Below are 16660 nucleotides of genomic sequence, written 5' to 3'. Positions count from 1 at the left end.
GACCCCGGCGACGGAAATCCCGTTGCCACTACGACCGCCGCAACGGATGCTGACCTCATGTTCGAGCCAGTGATAGCACCCAGTGCCAGCCTCCTAGGCCTCCTGCAGCGAGGCCGTGGTGACGGGCAGCTCCATGCGCTGGCCGCCGACCGTGCCGAGGCCATCGCCGCGCTGGAGGAGTGCGTCACCAGGGATCCGCGAGCCGACTGGCAGGTCGAGAGCCGCTCCCTCTACTACGCCCGCCTCTACATGGAGCTCGAGGCGTCCCTCGACGGCATCGAGGACCACCTCCACTCCGCCGAGGACCTCGTCACCGACGACGAGAGCCGCACCGGCCTCGCCCTCTCCGTCCTGGGCCACCTCGCCGCGTACGGCCGGCGCGACGCGCTGCTGTTGCTGCGCGAGTACGCCGCCACCGGCGCCAACTGGGCCTGGGCCCTCGACGAGCTCGCCCTGCGCGACGACGACCGCGGCCTGCTGCTGCTCGGCACCGCCGTGCTGGACCACTTCGCGCCGGGCCCCGAGGGCGACGCTGAGCTGCGCGAGTTCATCCGCAACGCGTACGAGCCGCGGCCGTGGCGGCTGTGGGCGGCCTACCACCCGAGAGTGGCGGCCGCCGCCGAGCAGTCACCCTTCGACCTCTGGCAACGCCAGATCAACCGCAGCGGGGTCACCCCCGGCTGGTCCACCGCCGACGTGCTGGCCTGGGCCGACCAGGGCGACCTGGGCGGTGTCGGCGTCGGTGCCTTCCTCGGTCGGCCCGACGCCCGCCCGGAGCCCGCGCCCGACACCGGCTCGTCGGAAGGCCCCGACGCGGTGGACCGCCGCGCCGCCGCGGCCGCCCGCTGCCTGACCGCCGTCGTCCGGCCCGAGGACCGTCCGGTGCTGCTGGAAGCCGCCCGCAACGGCCTGCCCGGCGCCCGCCGCGCGGCCCTGCGCCACCTGGTCGACCAACGGGATCCGGCCGCCGTCGAGCTGATCGAGGCCGCCGCCGCCGACGTGGACGACCGGGTCGTCCGGGCCGCCCTGGAGCTGCTCGGCCGGATGCGTGGTCCCGAGGTGCTGGCGCAGGCCCGTCGCTGGGCCGACCCGGCCAGCGGGGGCGCGGACAGTGCGCTCGGCGAGGCCGCCGTCCGGCTCCTCGCCGACGCCGGCGAGCCGCAGGACGCGCCGCTGGTGGTCGCCGGACTGCGCCGCTGGGTCTCCGTGCGCGGGGTCGGCGGTACCGGGCTCGGGTCGCTGGTGGACGGTGCGGGGCGGCTGGCCGCCGCCGACGCCGTACCGGTCCTGCGCCACATCTACGGGGAGGCCGCCTCCTCCGAGCTGCGCGGTCGCGCCGCCCGGGCGCTCGCCGCCACCGACGTGCACTTTCCCGAGGGGCCGGCCGTCGAGTGCCTCTGGGACTGCGAGGAGTCCACGCGTGAGCTCGCCGCGCGCCATGTCGCCACCACGGGCGACGCGCGCGTGCTGGAACGGCTGCGCAGGCTCGCCGCCGACCCGGCCGAGGAGGCCGAGGTCCACGCCGCCGTACGCGGCCGATTGACCGCCGCCCGGGAGTTCGGGCGTTAGAGGGCTGGCTGCCCTCCGCGAAGCTGCGCGGGCCGGGACACCGTCGGGTGTCCCGGCCCACTGCTTTCCGGATCCGCGACCGGGTTCCGAGCACGCTCCTGGAGCGCGGTCCTCGAGAGCCCTCCTGGTCCGCGGTTCTGGAACGTGGTTCTACTTCACCGAGCCCGCGTCCGGGGTCAGGACGCCGCCGGCCACCAGTCCGATGATCAGGACGCCGAGCAGCACCCGGTAGACCACGAACGGCAGGAAGCTGTGGCTCGAGATGTACTTGAGGAACCAGGCGATCGCCGCGTAGCCGACCGCGAAGGCGATCAGGGTGGCCAGGATGGTCGGCCCCCAGGCCGGCGCCGGGCCCTCGCCGATCTTGAACAGCTCCAGCGTCCCTGACGCCAGCACGGCCGGGATCGCCAGCAGGAACGAGTAGCGGGCCGCCGCCTCCCGGCTGTAGCCGAGCAGCAGGCCCGCGCTGATCGTGCCGCCGGAGCGGGAGACGCCCGGGATCAGTGCCAGGGCCTGGGCGAAGCCGTAGATGCCCGCGTGCGGCAGCGTGAGGTCGCTGATCGGACGGGCGTGGCGGACGGCGCGGGTGCGGTCGGCGAAGGCCAGGATCAGGCCGAAGACGATCAGCGTGGTGCCGATGATGCGCAGGTCGCGCAGATGGGTCTCGATGGTGTCCTGGAACAGCTTGCCGAGGATCCCGATCGGCAGCGTGCCGATGATCACGAACCAGCCCATCCGGGCGTCCGGGTCCGAGCGTAGCGCCGGGCGGACCAGCGACCGGGCCCAGGTCGTCACGATCGAGGCGATGTCCCGGCGGAAGTAGATCAGCACCGCCGTCTCGGTGCCGAGCTGGGTCACGGCCGTGAAGGCCGCGCCCGGGTCGTCCCAGCCCAGCAGCGCGGAGAAGACCCGCAGATGGGCGCTGGAGGAGATCGGCAGGAACTCGGTGAGCCCCTGGATCAGGCCGAGGACGGCCCCGTGGAACCAGTTGATCACCGGGCACCCGCCGGGGGTATCCGTCGGGCGGTGGGCAGGGGCGGCATGGGCGGCATGGGCGGGTCCTCGCGGGTCGGAACGGGCGTGCGGACGACCGCGACCCGCCCGGCCCGCAGGCCGCGCACGGGCCCGGCGCGCGGCCGATGGTACGGGGTGAAAGTGACAGTTCTTTGTTCACCCTTTGTCCGGCCTTTGCGTGCGGGCCCGTTCGGGTCGCCCGCGGCGGGGGTCGGTCCCGGTCAGCGGGCCCTGTGCGGCCGGTCCGCGGGCCTGGCCCGGACCCAGGTGCGGTCCTCCGTCAGGTACCGCTCGACCGTCAGGCCGGCGTCGGCCAGGGCCTGCTCGAAGGCCTCGGTACCGAGCGGGCGGGACAGGAAGGTCTGCGTCCAGACGCCGTCCGGGAACTCGTACTCGCAGCGGACGGAGTTCACGCCGTCGCCGACCGGCGTGGCGGAGACCAGCCGGGACCACGCGCCGGGGCCGATCGCGGTCTCGCGCGGCACGTTCAGGTGCCAGTCCTCGCCCTCACGCTGCACCAGCACGCAGCCGTCCTCCGCGACGTGGCGGCGACAGGTCTCCAGCAATTTCTGACGGACCGTCACATCACCGGCGTGCACCAGGAAGGAGGCGAGCACGACGACGTCGAAGCGCTCGCCGAGGTCCAGCTCCTCGATCGGGCTGCGCACCGTGCGGACGTCCTCGCGGACCCGGGCCAGCATCTCGGCGGACTCGTCCACGGCCGTCACGGTGAAGCCGCGGTCGGTCAGCGGGTGCGTCATCCGGCCGACGCCGCAGCCCAGTTCGAGGATGCTCGCGCCGGGCGGCACCGCGGCCTCGATCACGTCCGGGGCGTCGCCCGCGGGGAGGCGGGTCCACACCTCGACGGCGCAGCCGTCCGGGGTGATCGCGCCCTCGCCGGTTCCGTCGTAGCCCTTGCGTCGGTCGTCAGCCATGTCCGCCATCCGAGCACGGATGGGCGCGGGGGGAAAGAGGGCGCCGGAAAAGGCTTGCCGGATACCCCATGGGGGTATAACTTCGACCATCGACGGAGCGAGGGAAGCGGCGCCGAACGGGCGCCGGGGCAAGCGGAGGACGACATGGCACACCCCGCACAGCACGAGCACCAGGACCACCACGGGCACCATGAACAGCAGGACCGCCGGGACCACCACGAGCAGTCCGGCGGGCGCGGTCACCACGAGGCCCATGGTCACCACGAGGCCCACGGCCACCACGGCGCCCACGGCGCCCACGGCGGCGGGGCGAGCTGGCGGATGGCCGCGCAGGCGACCCTGCACTGCCTCACCGGCTGCGCCATCGGCGAGATCCTCGGCATGGTGCTCGGCACCGCCTTCGGTCTGCACAACGGCGCGACCGTGGTGCTCTCGATCCTCCTGGCCTTCGTCTTCGGCTACGCGCTGACCATGCGCGGCGTGCTGAAGGCCGGTCTGGACGTGGGTGCCGCGGTGAAGGTCGCGCTGGCCGCCGACACCGTGTCGATCCTGGTGATGGAGCTGATCGACAACACCGTGATGGTCACCGTCCCCGGGGCGATGGACGCCGGCCTCGGCGACCTGCTGTTCTGGGTGTCGCTCGCGGCCTCGCTGGCCCTGGCCTTCACGCTGACCGTCCCGGTCAACAAGTGGATGATCGGCCGTGGGCGTGGCCACGCGGTGGTCCACGCCCACCACCAGCACTGATCCGAGGCGCCGGAACCTCTCGCCTGCGGCCCGTGCCGACCGTTCGACGGTCGGCACGGGCCGCGGCGCGTTCCGGGCGGGCCTGCTACTGCTCGGCGCCGCCCTCCAGCTCGGCCAAGGTCGTGTGCAGCCAGCCGAGTTCGGCCTCGGTGGTGGCGCGGGCGATCAGCAGCTGGCCGCGCCGGAAGGGGTCGGCGAACTCCTCGGCGCCCATCGGGCGTTCGCCGTCGTAGTAGAAGCTCGCGGGCTCGGAGAGGAATACCAGGCGGCGGCGGAGCACGGCGGCCTGGGCGGTGGGGTCCTCGAGGTGGCGGAGGAAGGCGAGCAGGGTGAACCAGCGGTTCTCGTCACTGATGTCCAGCGGCTCGGGCTCGCGCAGTCGGTCGAGCAGCGCGGTGCGGCCGGCCTCGGTGAGGTGCAGGGTGTGCCGGGGTGCGGCGGCGCTGCCGGGCTCGGTCTCGCGGACCAGCAGTCCGGCGGCCTCCAGGCGCTTGATCGCGGGGTAGAGCGTGCCGTCGCTGATCGGCTGGACGTGCCCGGAGAGCGCGGAGAGGTGGCGGCGCAGCTCGTAGCCGTGCAGCGGCCGGTCGTACAGGAACCCGAGGATCGCGAGCTTGAGCATGGGGACACCCTCTCACGGCCATCCCTCGATCCATTGGTATATCGGGTGCGAGATACCTCGGCATCGAGGTATGGTCTCCGGCGTCCCCGGGTATTCCCGGGCGTCCCCGGTGTTTCCCCTGGTAGAGGAGTCCTCGCGATGCGCTACGCCCCCGTCACCCCCGACGGCGACCGGATCCGCTGGGTCGAGCTGCCCGGCGCCGAGCCCGCCCGGCTCTACCTGCACGGGCTGGGTGCCACCTCGCCGGTCTACTTCGCGGCCGCCGCGGCCCACCCGCTGCTCGCCGGGCGCCGCTCGCTGCTGATGGACCTGCTCGGCTTCGGCATCAGCGACCGGCCGGTGGAGTTCGGGTACACGCTGGAGGATCACGCCGACGCGGTCGCGGCGGCGGTGCGGGCGGCCGGGTTGGACCGGGTAGAGGTGATCGGCCACAGCATGGGCGGCGCGATCGCGATCGTCCTCGCCCACCGGCACCCCGCTCTGGTCTCCCGGCTCGTCATGGTGGACGCCAACCTGGACCGGATCGAGCCCGACCGGCAGCGGCCCGGCAGCAGCGGCATCGCGGGCTACACCGAGGCGGAGTTCCTGGCCGGAGGCCGGGCGGAGGTCGCCGAGCGGGTCGGGCAGTTCTGGTGGTCCACCATGCGGCTGGCCGGCCCGGAAGCGCTGTACCGCAGCGCCGGCCACCTCGCCCGGGCGACGGTGCCGACCATGCGCGAGCTGCTGCTCGGCCTCGACCTCCCGCGCACCTACCTCCACCCGGCGGCGGACGGCGAGCCGGTCGCTGCGGACGGGCTGCGCGCGGCGGGCGTCCGGGTGGTCGCCGTCCCGGACTGCGGGCACAACATCATGCTCGACAACCCGGACGGCTTCGCGGTCGCCGCGGCAGAGGCACTCGGCCAGGGCTGACCGGGACCGGCGGCGGTGCGGCCCGGGCCGCACCGCCGCCGGTTCGCTCATCGGCGCGTCCCCGCGCCCACGGTCACGCCCGCTCTCCCTCCCGCCGCACCGTGAACCGGACCCGGACGCCCGGGGCCAGTAGGGCCGGGGGAGTCCGGTCGGCGTCCCAGAGGGGGAGCGCGGTACGGCCGATGAGCTGCCAGCCGCCGGGGGAGGGGTGCGGGTAGACCCCGGTGTACGGGCCGGCCAGGGCCACCGAGCCGACCGGGACGGAGCTGCGCGGGGTGGCCCGGCGCGGGACCTCGTACCGGGCGGACAGGCCGGTGAGGTAGCCGAACCCGGGGGCGAAGCCGCAGAAGGCGACCACGTACTCGGGCTCGGTGTGGATCCGGACGGCGGCCTCCTCGGAGACCCCCCACAGCGCGGCGACCTCGGCCAGGTCGGCGCCGTCGTACGCGGTCGGGACGTCCAGCAGCGGCCCGCGCGCCGTCTCCGCCGCCGTCGGACGGGCCGTGCGCAGCAGCCGCACCACCGCGTCGACGTCCGCGACGCCGTCCAGCAGCACCGTGCGGGCTGCCGGGACCAGCTCCTCGACCTCGCCGAGCGCCCCCGCCTCCCGCTGCTCGCGCAGCCATCCGTACAGCGCCGCGACCTCGGCCGTCCCGGGCACCTCGACCAGCAAGGCCCGCGCGCCGACCCGCCGGACCGGGCCGTCCCGCCGGACCGGGCCGTCCCGCCGGACCGAGCCGTCCGCCCCGACCGAGGCATCTGCCCGGACCGAGCCGTCCGGCGGCCCGGAGCCGTCCGGTGGACCGGTGCCGGACGTCACGTGAACGCCTCCACCCGGACCCCGGCCGAGGCCAGGGCGCCGCGCACCCGCCAGGCGAGCTGGGCGGCGCCGGGGGTGTCGCCGTGGACGCAGAGCGAGCGGGCCTCGACGGTGATCCGCTCGCCGCCGACGGACTCCACCGCGCCGTCCCGGGCGATGTCGACCGCGCGGGTGATCACCGACTCGGGGTCGTGCACCACGGCACCGGGTTCGCGGCGCGGGACGAGGGCGCCGGAGCGGGCGTACGCCCGGTCGGCGAAGGCCTCGGCGACCACCGGCAGCCCGACGCCCTCGGCGACCTCGAGCAGCCGGGAGCCGGGCAGGCCGAGGACGGGCAGCGGCCCGTCGCAGACCGCGCCCGCCCGCAGCACGCCGGCCACCACGGCCTCGGCCTGGTCGGAGTCGGCGACCACCCGGTTGTAGAGGGCGCCGTGCGGCTTGACGTAGGAGACCTTGGAGCCGGCGGCGCGGGCGAAGACCTGGAGGGCGCCGATCTGGTACGCGATCTCGTCGGCGAGCTCCTCCGGCGGGACGTCCATCGCGCGGCGGCCGAAGCCGGCCAGGTCGCGGTAGGAGACCTGGGCGCCGATCCGGACGCCGCGCTCGGCGGCCAGTGCGCAGACCCGGCGCATCGTCGAGGGGTCCCCGGCGTGGAAGCCGCAGGCGACGTTGGCGCTGGTCACCACGGACAGCAGCGCCTCGTCGTCGGTCAGCGTCCAGCGTCCGAACCCCTCGCCGAGGTCCGCATTGAGATCGATCACCGCATCGGCCACGCCCGTCCGCCTCCCAGCAGCTGTTGAGCCAGATGGTAGGGCCTGCGGATGAAGGCCGTTGTCCGTGACCCGGGCCCCGGCGGGCCCCACGGCGTACGGCCAGCGCCCACGCGCCCCGGGGCGGCGCCACAGGGGGCGTACGGGCCGCCTCGGCTCAGCGGGCGGGCGCCGGTTCCCGGAAGGAACGTTCCAGCGGACGCAGGGCCCGCAGCACGATCAGCAGCGGGATGACGCCGAAGACCCCGAACGACATGTCGATGAATCGCCACACCACCGGGATCCCGCGCAGCGGTCCGCAGATCAGAGCGAGCGGGATGACGGCCCCGCAGGCGAGCACGGCCCAGCGGATCACCCAGATGTTGCGGACCGGGTCCTTGAGCGGGCCCCAGAAGGCGGCGGCGATCACCAGGTGGGCGAAGGCCAGCCAGTCGGTGCCGTAGGCGAGGAAGGGGTAGCGGTCATTGGTCTCGGCGATGCCGGTGTGGACGCGTTCGAACCAGGCCGTCACCGCGGGGAAGTGGTCGGTCAGCGGGGCGGCCGGACCGGTCACGAAGTCGACCAGCAGGCGGGTCTCGGTCTCCAGGGGGAAGGCGGTCAGGCCGCTGAGCACCAGGCAGACCAGGAAGAACCACAGCCATCGCCGGACCTTGCGCAGGACGACCGCGGGGTCGCCGTCCATCTCGTACACCTCTGCACCTCCGAACTGCAGGCGGAGCCTTGTCCCGTCTGCGCGGAACCGACTCTAGACCCTCCTTTTGAACGTGTTCAACTTGCCTCGGGTCTGCGACTCGAGCCCGCAGAGGCGAAGGCCTCCGGGAACGCGAAGGCCCCGGAACCGGAAAGGCCCCGGAAACGGAAAGGCCCCGGAAACGCGACGGTGCCCGGGCGCCGAGGCACCCGGGCACCGCCGGTGGTCGCTACGCCGTGTACGTGTACGTCGCCGGCGCGCTGGTCCCGCCCGCCGTGGTGACGGTGACGTTCACCGGCCCGGCCGCGCTGCCCGCCGGAGCGGTGGCCGTGCAGAAGGACGGACCGCAGGAGACGTGCGCGGCCGGCACCCCGCCGAACGCGACCGTCCCGTACGCCAGGTTGCTGCCGATCACGTTCACCCGGGTCCCGCCGGCGAGCGGGCCGCTCGCCGGGCTCAGGCTGCTGACCGCCGGTGCGGGCGGGGCCGGGGGAGCGGCGCTGGTGTAGTCGAAGCGGGCCGCCGCGGTGGCGGTGCCGCCGGGCGTCACCACGCTGACCGGGGCGCTGCCCGAGCCGCCCGGGGTGGTCACGGTGCAGGCGGTGTCGGTGCAGCTGCCGGCCGCCGGGATGCCGCCGACCAGCACCATGCCGTGGGCGAGGTTGGTGCCGCTGACGGTCACCGCGGTGCCCCCGGTGCCCGGACCGGTGGTGGTGTCGAGGCCGGTGACGCCCGGCGCGGCCTGGACGGTCGCCGACAGGTAGCCGCCGGTGCCGAGGTCGTAGCGGGAGATGTGGCCGGTCGGGTCGGTGTCGTTCGGGTTGCCGGCCGTCACCGTGATCACGCCGGTGATCGGCACTCCGGGCGTGGTGCGCAGGTTGAGCTTCATGAACTCGCTCCTCCCGACCACCCGGGTGCCGGTGAGGACGGCCTCCAGGTGGCGGCCGTCCGGGGAGAGGGTCTCGGTGAAGGTGTAGTCGTACGGCGTGGAGTAGAACATGGCGCCGTCGGTGGTGACGCCGGGCGGGAGGTCGACGGTGAAGTGCGTCGAGCCGGTCAGGTCGGCGGTGCCGGCGGACACCCAGCTCACCGACATGTTGCCGGAGGTGAAGAAACCACCGGGGTAGTTCCCGCTCTGCGACACGGTCACGTGCTGCGCGGAGGTCGACACCGCGACGGCGGACGCCTTGGTCGCGGGCGCCTTGGCGGTCGATGCCGCGGCGGTGCCGGTGGCGAGGACGGAACCGGTGGTGAGGGTGGTCACGGACAGCGCGACGGCGAGGCCCGCCTTGGCCGGTCGGGTGAGCATGGGTCGATCATCACCGAACCATTGCGCCGCCCTCACCGATTTCTCGAATGCCGGTTCGAGAATGGCGGAATCCCGTCGAAACACCGTTCTGAAATCGCCCCTCGGACGGGCTCCCACCTGCCGCTCCGTCCGCCCGCAAGGTCCGTTTCGGTCGATGTCGGTGCGAACCTCTAATCTTGTCCCCCGTGACCGCCATCGCAGACCCGCCCACCGAGCCCGGCCTCCGACCGTCCGGCCCGGCCGTCGCGCGCCCCGCGCCCGGCCCCGCCGCCGACGAGGGCCTCGCCCGCCGGCTCAAGGCGCTGGCCTGCACCGCCCCGCTGCACGACCTGGACAACCGCAAGGTCAACCTGGCCGGCGAGTACGGCGGCTACGCGATGGCCGAGGTCGGCCTCGCCGCGATCGACCTGGTCACCCTGAACATGGACTTCGACACCGGGGCCGACCGCGAGCTGGTCCTCGCCCGCCTGCTGCCCCGGGTCGCCGCCCAGGCCGCCGGGCGCCCCACCGCCGAGCACGAGCGGGTGGCCCGCTGGGTGCTGGAGTCGCTGATCAACGTCGGCAGCGTGGACCGCGGCTTCCGCGCCGTCTACGGCACCTTCGGCGCGGACGGCGAGTACGTGCGCCGCGACTACGACTTCAAGCTGATCGAAGAGGTGCCCGGCCCCGACGGCGGCGTCTACCTGCGCACCACCGACGAGGCAGTCAACGTCCTGGTCGGCGCGCTCGACACCGACGTCACCTCGGCCCAGATCGCCGCCGAGGTCAAGCTGGAGGTGCTGATCCGCCGCGGCCGCCTGGCCGACGCCCAGCTCGCCGCCGAGCAGGCCCGCTACCGCACCGTCCAGTACGCCGAGACGCTGCGCCGCGCCCTCGACGCGACCCGCCGCAACGTCCGGGCCGTCGACTGGATGCGCGCGATCCCGGACCTCATCGAGGAGGCGCTGGACCACATCGCCGACCGCTACCGGCACGAGAACGCGATTCTCACCAACATCCGCAAGGCCCGCGACGAGGCCGAGGACCCGGAGCACAAGCGCCGCGCCGCCGAGCTGGTCGACATCGTCAAGGACTGCATCCGCCGCCACACCCAGCTGCAGACCCGCCTGCTGGAAGCCGGCCCGCTGTTCCGTGCCGAGCAGGACCGGCAGGCCTTCGCCACCCCCGGCGCCCGCAGCGGCATCGACCTGTACGGGCAGCTGCTCGCCCCCGTGCTGCGGCTGCCGATAGAGCAGGCCGTCCGCCCCACCGGCGCCTTCTTCGCCCGCGGCGCCGGCCTGCGGACCCCGGTGTCCGTCCGGGTCGCCGACCTGGTCGACCTGCTGCTCACCCCGCCGGTCGAGCGCGAGCACCTGGGCGCCGAGCTGCCCGACCCGGACCTGGTCGCCACCCCGGACGACAGCCGGTTCTCCGAGGCCCAGCTGGAGGCCGCGCTGGTCCTGCTCGACCTGCCCCCGGACGCCCCCCGCCGGCTCTCCGGCCTGCTCGCCGACGCCCGCAAGCAGGACCCGGACCTCCCGTACCTCGTCGCCCTGCTCTCCGTGCACGCTGCCAGCCCACCGGTCGGCACCGCCTACCGCCAGGGCGAGGAGCGGCTGCTGTTCGCCGTGGACGACGGCACCCCGCTGCGCGACCCGGAGTTCGGCGGCGCCGACCTGATCGTCGGCAGCGCCCTGCTCGACGCGGTCGGCATGGCCGCCGACCGCAAGGACGCCGGCTGACCCGCCCGGAACCCCCGTTGACGAACCCAGACCACCGCGCCACCCCCGAGGAGCACCGCCCGTGACGACCCACCACGACACGTCCTGGGCGACCGAGACCGAGCCGGCCGCCCCCGCGCCGATCACCCCGGCCGACGTCGCCGACGCCGCCCGCCTGGTCTCCTTCGGCCTCCAGGCCAAGCTGCTGCCGGCCCGTGACGTCGAGTACGCCGAACTCGTGCGCCGCCACCGTGAGGACCCGCCGTTCGCCCGGCTCGCCGACGCCATCGCCACCGGCATGGGCCTGGTCGTCCTCGAGGTCTCGCCGCGCGCCGGCATGGCCGTGGCCGCCGCGGAGGACTCGCTGTTCGCCGTCCGGATGGGCGACTACTCGCGCCGCGCCGCCTCCGAGTCCACCGACCGCTTCCTGCACGGCCTGGCCCACCTGGCCGTCGCCGCGATGGCCTTCCCCCGCCCCGAGGACCTCGCCGACGACGCCTACCTCGGCCGGATCACCGTCAACGGCGTCGACTCCTTCGTCCGCCAGGCCTGCCGCCGGCTGGAGGAGCAGGCCGACGCCGAGGGCGCCAACACCGACCCGCAGTCCGACGCCCCCGGCCTGGAGGCCGCCTGGCGGGTCTGGGCCCGGCGCACCGCCACCGGCGCCACCAAGGACGCCCGCCGGCTCTCCGGCTCCACCATCGGCATCGTCGCCAAGGCCGTGATGTTCCTGGTCGACTCCGGCTTCCTGCAGAAGGTCTCCGACGACTCCGGCGGCACCTACCGCACCACCGCCCGCTACCAGCTCCAGGTCCGCGACCTGGCCGGCAGCGCCGCCATGGCCGAACTGCTCGACCTGGGCGTCGTCCCGGTCTCCGACGGCACCGCCAGCCTGCTGCCGCCGGACACCTCCGACGAACTGGTCGCCGACGCCGGCCTGCCGTTCCACTCGCTCTGAACCAACCCCCCCGTCACGGAAGCCACGGAGAACCGCCGCACATGTACGAGCTCAACCGGGTCCGCCTCTACTCGATCGGACCGGCCGGCGCCCGCTACGCCGACACGGTGCTCGACCTGCGCGGCGTCGGCGAGCCCGTCGCCGACCCGGCCCCGCAGCAGATCGGCCTGTTCGGCGAGGACGCCGACGGCCCGGTCCGCCGCCCCGCCCCGGCCGGCGTGCTCTTCCTGGAGAACGGCGGCGGCAAGTCCGTCCTGCTCAAGCTGATCTTCTCGGTCATGCTCCCCGGCCACCGCAACACCCTCGGCGGCGCCAGCTCCGGCGTGCTGCGCAAGTTCCTGCTCGCCGACGACTGCGGGCACGTCGCCCTGGAGTGGCAGCACACCGTCACCGGCGAACTGATCGTGGTCGGCAAGGTCAGCGAGTGGCGCGGCCGCCAGGTCTCCTCCGACCCGCGCAAGTTCGCCGAGACCTGGTACTCCTTCCGCCCCGGCCCCGGCCTCACCCTCGACTCCCTGCCGGTCGCCGAGCGGGTCAGCCTGGCCGGCGACCAGAGGGCCCGCGGCCGCCGCCGCACCATGAAGGGCTTCCGCGACGCCCTCACCGAGGCCGGCAAGGCCCACCCCCACCTCGACCTGGTCTTCGAGGACGGCCACGACCGCTGGACCGAACACCTCGGCGAGCTCGGCCTCGATCCCGAACTCTTCCGCTACCAGCGCGAGATGAACGCCGACGAGGGCGAGGCGGCCGGCCTCTTCGCGGTCAAGCACGACAGCGACTTCACCGACCTCCTGCTGCGCGCCGTCACCGACACCCGGGACACCGACGGCCTCGCCGACCTCGTCCACGGCTTCGCCGCCAAGCTCGGCCGCCGCGCCGAACTCACCGCCGAACGCGACTTCACCGCCGGCTCGCTGGACCTGCTGGAGCGCATCGCCGAAGCCACCACCGCCCGCGAGACCGTCCGCGAGGCCCACCGCACCGCCGAGCGCCGCACCCGCCGTCTCGCCCACGCCCTCGCCTCCCGGGCCGGCGCCGAACGCGACCGCGCCCAGGACCTCGCCATCGAGGTCGCCGCCGCCGCGAGCGCCGTCACCGCCGCCGAGGCCGACCGCACCCGGCACACCCTCATCACCGACGAACTCACCTACCGGCACGCCACGCTGAGCCTCGCCGCGGCCACCGCCGAAGCCGCCGCGCTGCGCCGCGAGCTGATCGACGCCCGCACCCTGCACTCCGCCTGGCAGGCCGCCGAGGCCGTGCTGCGCCAGCGCGCCGCCGCCGACCGGGTCACCCGGGTCGCCGCCGCCATCCGCGAGGCCGAGCTGGACGCCGCCCCCGCGCTCGCCGCCCGCGCCCGCGCCGCGACCGCCCTCGCCCGCGCCCTGGAAGCCGCCGCCGCGGCCGCCGAGTCCCGCGCCGACACCGAGGAGCAGCGCGCCGGCGAGCTCCAGGAGGACGGCGCCAAGGCGCAGTCCGGCGCCACCGAGGCCGCCACCGCCGCCCAGAAGGCCCGCAGCGAGGCCGAGCACCTGCGCCAGCGCCTCGCCGAGGTCGAGCAGGAGACCGAAGCCGCCGTGCAGGCCGGCTTCATCGACGCCGACGGCGACGTGGACCCGGCCCGCGCCGCGCTGCACGCCGCCGACGTCGAGAAGGCCGCCGGTGTCGCCCTCACCCAGGCCCGGACGGCCGCCGAGGCCTGCGCCGCCCGGCTGCGCGAGGCCGCCGCCGCCACCTCGCGCGCCGAACTCGCCGCCGAGCGCGCCGGCGACGCCCGCAAGGCCGCCGCCCGCTCCCTGGCCGGCGAACAGCGCACCGCCGCCCTGCTCGCCACCGAGCAGCGCCTCGCCGACCTGCTCTCCCTCACCCCCTACCAAGAGGGCGCCGAGGAGGACGCCGGCTTCCTCACCCCCGCCGTCCTCGACCGCAACGCCGAGTACCTGCGCGAACTCCTCGACGAGGCCATCGCCACCGCCGAGCGCAACCTGTTCGACCTCCGCACCGCCGCCGCCGACGACTCCCGCATCCTCGCCGCCCTCGGCGACGGCGGCCTGCTGCCGCCCGGACCGGACGTCCTCGCCACCGTCGAGTACCTCGCCGAGCACGGCATCCCCGCCCTGCCCGGCTGGCGCTACCTCGCCCAGTCCGTCGACCCGGCCGACCACGACGCGATCCTCGCCGCCCGCCCCGAACTCGTCGACGGCGTGGTCGTCACCGACCCGTCCTCGCTGGAGCGCGCCCGCGAGACCCTGCAGTCCGCCGCCCTGCTGCCGCGCTCCACCGTGGCCGTCGGCGCCGCCGCCTCGCTGATCGCCCCGATCACCGACGAGCCCGCGTTCTTTCTCGTGCCGCCGAACCCGGCCATGCACGACGAGTCCGCCGCCGACGGCGAGCGCCGGGACCTGCGCGCCCGGGCGAGCGCCCGCGAGGAGCACATCCGCGAACTCGCCGGCCGCCTCGGCGCCGACCGCGCCCTCGCCGCCCGCCTCGCCTCCTGGCACGCCAGCTGCCCGCCCGGCACCCTCGCCGAACTCGCCGCCGCCGCCGAGGCCGCCCGCGAGCACGCCGAGCAGGCCGCCGCCGCCCTGGCCACCCTGCGCGCCGACCACGACGAGGCCGAGACCGACCACGCCGCCGCCGCCTCCGCCCACGAGGAGCACCGTGAGGCCGCCCAGCGCGCCCGCCGACGCGCCGACGCCCTCTCCGGCCTCGCCTTCCGCCTGCGCGAGCGCGCCAACTGGGCCCGCCGCCAGCGCGAACTTGCCGAGGACGCCGCCGAGTGCGACCGCCGCCAGGCCCTGTGCGCCGAACGCGCCCGCACCTGCGACGAGGACCGCCGCGCCGCCCAGCGCGCCGCCGACGACGCCCGCCGTACGGCCCGGGCGCTGCGCGCCGAACGCGCCGAGATCCCCGCCGCCGAGCAGACCGACGAGCCCGCCGACACCGCCCCCGCCGCACTGCCCGCCCTGCGCGAGGCCTACCGCGCCGCCTCCCAGCTGTACGAGAAGGTCGGCGTCGGCGCCGACCTGCGCGCCGAACAGGCCCGCGCCGAGGGCGACGAGGCCGCCGCCGCGGCCGAACTCGACCGCCTCACCAACAAGGTGCGCACCCGCGCCGAGGAACTCCTCGGCAGCCCCGACGGCGCCGACGGCCCGGCCCGCCAGGCGGCCGCCGTCCGGGCCGAGGAACTCGTCGCCACCATCGAGGCCCGCTCCGCCGCCGCCAGCGAGCAGCTCGGCCGCCTGCGCGGCGACGCCGAGCGCTCCGCCCCGACCGACGGCGAGGCGCACACCGAACTGCCCGAGGACCTCGTCCCCACCGACCCGGAGCACGCCCAGGCCCTGCTGCGCACCGCCACCAGCCGCCTCGCCGAACGCCGCGAGGCCCTGGACGCCGCCCGCACCGCGCACGCCGACCTCCAGCGCACCTTCGACACCGCCCAGTCCGCGGCCGCCGACTTCGACGAGCTGGCCGGCCAGCTGCGCGACGGCCTGCGCGACCACCAGGAGGACCCGGACGACCCGGTCGAGCCGTACCTCGGCTCGCTCGCCGAGGCCCGCACCGGCGCCACCGAGGCCCGCCGCAGCCTGCGCACCGCCGCCGGCGAGCTGTCCAGCGCCGAACTCGCCGTCCGGGACGCCGCCGACGCCCTCGTCCGGCACGCCAACGCCGCCCGCTACGAGGCCGTCCGCACCCCCGCCCGCCAGCAGATCCGCGAACTGCCCGCCTCGGCGCTGCCCGAGCACGCCGCCGCCTGGGCCGCCGCCTTCGCACCCCGGCTGCGGGTGCTCACCGACGAGCTCGCCCAGCTGGAGAAGAACCGCGGCTCGATCGTGGACCGGCTGCGCGGACTGGTCGAGTCCTCGCTCACCACCCTGCGCGCCGCCCAGCGCCTCTCCCGGCTGCCCGAGGGCCTGGGGGAGTGGTCCGGCCAGGAGTTCCTCCGGATCCGCTTCGAGGACCCGGACCACGCCACCCTGGTCGAGCGCCTCGGCGAGGTCATCGACGAGGCCACCCGCGCCGCCGTCAAGAAGAACAGCGACCTGCGCCGCGACGGCATGTCCCTGCTGCTGCGCGGGGTCGCCGCAGCGATCGGCCCCAAGGGCGTCAGCGTCGAGATCCTCAAGCCGGACGCGGTGCTGCGCGCCGAGCGGGTCGGCGTGGGCCAGATGTCCGACGTCTTCTCCGGCGGCCAGCTGCTCACCGCCGCCATCGCGCTGTACTGCACGATGGCCGCGCTGCGCGCCAACGACCGCGGGCAGTCCCAACTGCGGCACGCCGGCACGCTGTTCCTGGACAATCCGATCGGCCGCGCCAACGCCACCTACCTGCTGGAGCTCCAGCGCGCCGTCGCCGACGCGCTCGGCGTCCAGCTCATCTACACCACCGGCCTGTTCGACACCACCGCGCTCGCCGAGTTCCCGCTGGTGATCCGCCTGCGCAACGACGCCGACCTGCGGGCGGGCCTCAAGTACATCTCGGTCGAGGAGCACCTGCGCCCAGGCCTGCCCGCCACGCAGGACCCGGACGGTCCGACCATCCACGGCGAGATCACCGCCACCCGGATGTTCAAGCGCCCCGCGGAGGTTCCCGCGCAGTCCTGAAGTGGACAGCGT

13 protein-coding genes are annotated in these 16660 nt (G+C 75.0%); 6 read left to right on the top strand and 7 right to left on the bottom strand.

The window, feature by feature from the left end:
• Window positions 1-57 precede the first annotated feature (57 nt).
• Complete coding sequence (locus ACZ3TI_RS34045; RefSeq protein WP_465733177.1) at window positions 58-1569, top strand: HEAT repeat domain-containing protein; 1512 nt, start codon at window positions 58-60, stop codon at window positions 1567-1569.
• Window positions 1570-1719: 150 nt separating this feature from the next.
• On the opposite strand, the gene ACZ3TI_RS34040 is transcribed toward ACZ3TI_RS34045, so the two are convergent.
• Entirely contained in the window at window positions 1720-2562 is an 843-nt protein-coding gene (locus tag ACZ3TI_RS34040; protein WP_465733263.1) for an undecaprenyl-diphosphate phosphatase, read from the bottom strand.
• A gap of 242 nt (window positions 2563-2804) precedes the next feature.
• The gene (locus tag ACZ3TI_RS34035) at window positions 2805-3518 is read right to left on the bottom strand and encodes a class I SAM-dependent methyltransferase (protein WP_465733175.1); all 714 of its coding nucleotides are present in this window, start codon (window positions 3516-3518) and stop codon (window positions 2805-2807) included.
• Between the two features lie 144 nt (window positions 3519-3662).
• On the opposite strand from ACZ3TI_RS34035, the gene ACZ3TI_RS34030 reads away from it, so the two are divergent.
• Window positions 3663-4265 carry a DUF4396 domain-containing protein gene (locus tag ACZ3TI_RS34030; protein ID WP_465733173.1) on the top strand — a complete coding sequence of 201 codons (603 nt, stop codon included), beginning with the start codon at window positions 3663-3665 and terminating at the stop codon, window positions 4263-4265.
• Window positions 4266-4350: 85 nt separating this feature from the next.
• Here the strand turns inward: ACZ3TI_RS34030 and ACZ3TI_RS34025 are convergent, their stop codons facing one another.
• Window positions 4351-4887 carry a PadR family transcriptional regulator gene (locus tag ACZ3TI_RS34025; RefSeq protein ID WP_465733171.1) on the bottom strand — a complete coding sequence of 179 codons (537 nt, stop codon included), beginning with the start codon at window positions 4885-4887 and terminating at the stop codon, window positions 4351-4353.
• 138 nt (window positions 4888-5025) lie between these two features.
• Between ACZ3TI_RS34025 and ACZ3TI_RS34020 the strand changes: the two genes are divergently transcribed.
• Window positions 5026-5796 carry an alpha/beta fold hydrolase gene (locus ACZ3TI_RS34020; protein ID WP_465733169.1) on the top strand — a complete coding sequence of 257 codons (771 nt, stop codon included), beginning with the start codon at window positions 5026-5028 and terminating at the stop codon, window positions 5794-5796.
• Window positions 5797-5869: 73 nt separating this feature from the next.
• Here ACZ3TI_RS34020 and pxpB read toward each other — a convergent pair whose 3' ends face one another.
• The 4 genes from pxpB to ACZ3TI_RS34000 form a co-directional block, all read right to left on the bottom strand.
• Entirely contained in the window at window positions 5870-6469 is a 600-nt protein-coding gene (pxpB, locus tag ACZ3TI_RS34015; protein ID WP_465733261.1) for a 5-oxoprolinase subunit PxpB, read from the bottom strand.
• A 143-nt stretch (window positions 6470-6612) separates the two neighbouring features.
• On the bottom strand, window positions 6613-7389 hold the full coding sequence (locus ACZ3TI_RS34010) for a LamB/YcsF family protein (protein ID WP_465733167.1): 777 nt from the start codon (window positions 7387-7389) through the stop codon (window positions 6613-6615).
• A 154-nt stretch (window positions 7390-7543) separates the two neighbouring features.
• Window positions 7544-8068, bottom strand: coding sequence for a hypothetical protein (locus ACZ3TI_RS34005; RefSeq protein ID WP_465733165.1), 525 nt, complete (start codon window positions 8066-8068; stop codon window positions 7544-7546).
• Between the two features lie 238 nt (window positions 8069-8306).
• Entirely contained in the window at window positions 8307-9386 is a 1080-nt protein-coding gene (locus tag ACZ3TI_RS34000) for an IPT/TIG domain-containing protein (RefSeq protein WP_465733163.1), read from the bottom strand.
• A 185-nt stretch (window positions 9387-9571) separates the two neighbouring features.
• On the opposite strand from ACZ3TI_RS34000, the gene ACZ3TI_RS33995 reads away from it, so the two are divergent.
• The 3 genes from ACZ3TI_RS33995 (at window position 9572) to ACZ3TI_RS33985 (ending at window position 16648) form a co-directional block, all read left to right on the top strand.
• Window positions 9572-11107: a hypothetical protein gene (locus ACZ3TI_RS33995; RefSeq protein ID WP_465733161.1), complete on the top strand. Its 1536-nt coding sequence runs from the start codon at window positions 9572-9574 to the stop codon at window positions 11105-11107.
• Between the two features lie 61 nt (window positions 11108-11168).
• Entirely contained in the window at window positions 11169-12044 is an 876-nt protein-coding gene (locus ACZ3TI_RS33990; RefSeq protein WP_465733159.1) for a hypothetical protein, read from the top strand.
• Between the two features lie 41 nt (window positions 12045-12085).
• A complete protein-coding gene (locus ACZ3TI_RS33985) occupies window positions 12086-16648 on the top strand; it encodes a hypothetical protein (protein WP_465733157.1) in 4563 nt (1520 codons plus the stop codon).
• Window positions 16649-16660 lie beyond the last annotated feature (12 nt).

Source organism: Kitasatospora sp. NPDC023120 (assembly GCF_055560835.1).
This window is presented reverse-complemented; position numbering and strand designations above follow the sequence as displayed.

Excerpts from the sequence above, each read along its gene's own strand:
- ACZ3TI_RS34020 (WP_465733169.1), top strand. The coding sequence starts at position 5,026 with ATGCGCTACGCCCCCGTCACCCCCGACGGCGACCGGATCCGCTGGGTC.
- ACZ3TI_RS34000 (WP_465733163.1), bottom strand. The coding sequence starts at position 9,386 with ATGCTCACCCGACCGGCCAAGGCGGGCCTCGCCGTCGCGCTGTCCGTG.
- ACZ3TI_RS34035 (WP_465733175.1), bottom strand. The coding sequence starts at position 3,518 with ATGGCTGACGACCGACGCAAGGGCTACGACGGAACCGGCGAGGGCGCG.
- ACZ3TI_RS34045 (WP_465733177.1), top strand. The coding sequence starts at position 58 with ATGTTCGAGCCAGTGATAGCACCCAGTGCCAGCCTCCTAGGCCTCCTG.
- ACZ3TI_RS34025 (WP_465733171.1), bottom strand. The coding sequence starts at position 4,887 with ATGCTCAAGCTCGCGATCCTCGGGTTCCTGTACGACCGGCCGCTGCAC.
- ACZ3TI_RS33985 (WP_465733157.1), top strand. The coding sequence starts at position 12,086 with ATGTACGAGCTCAACCGGGTCCGCCTCTACTCGATCGGACCGGCCGGC.
- ACZ3TI_RS34005 (WP_465733165.1), bottom strand. The coding sequence starts at position 8,068 with ATGGACGGCGACCCCGCGGTCGTCCTGCGCAAGGTCCGGCGATGGCTG.
- ACZ3TI_RS34030 (WP_465733173.1), top strand. The coding sequence starts at position 3,663 with ATGGCACACCCCGCACAGCACGAGCACCAGGACCACCACGGGCACCAT.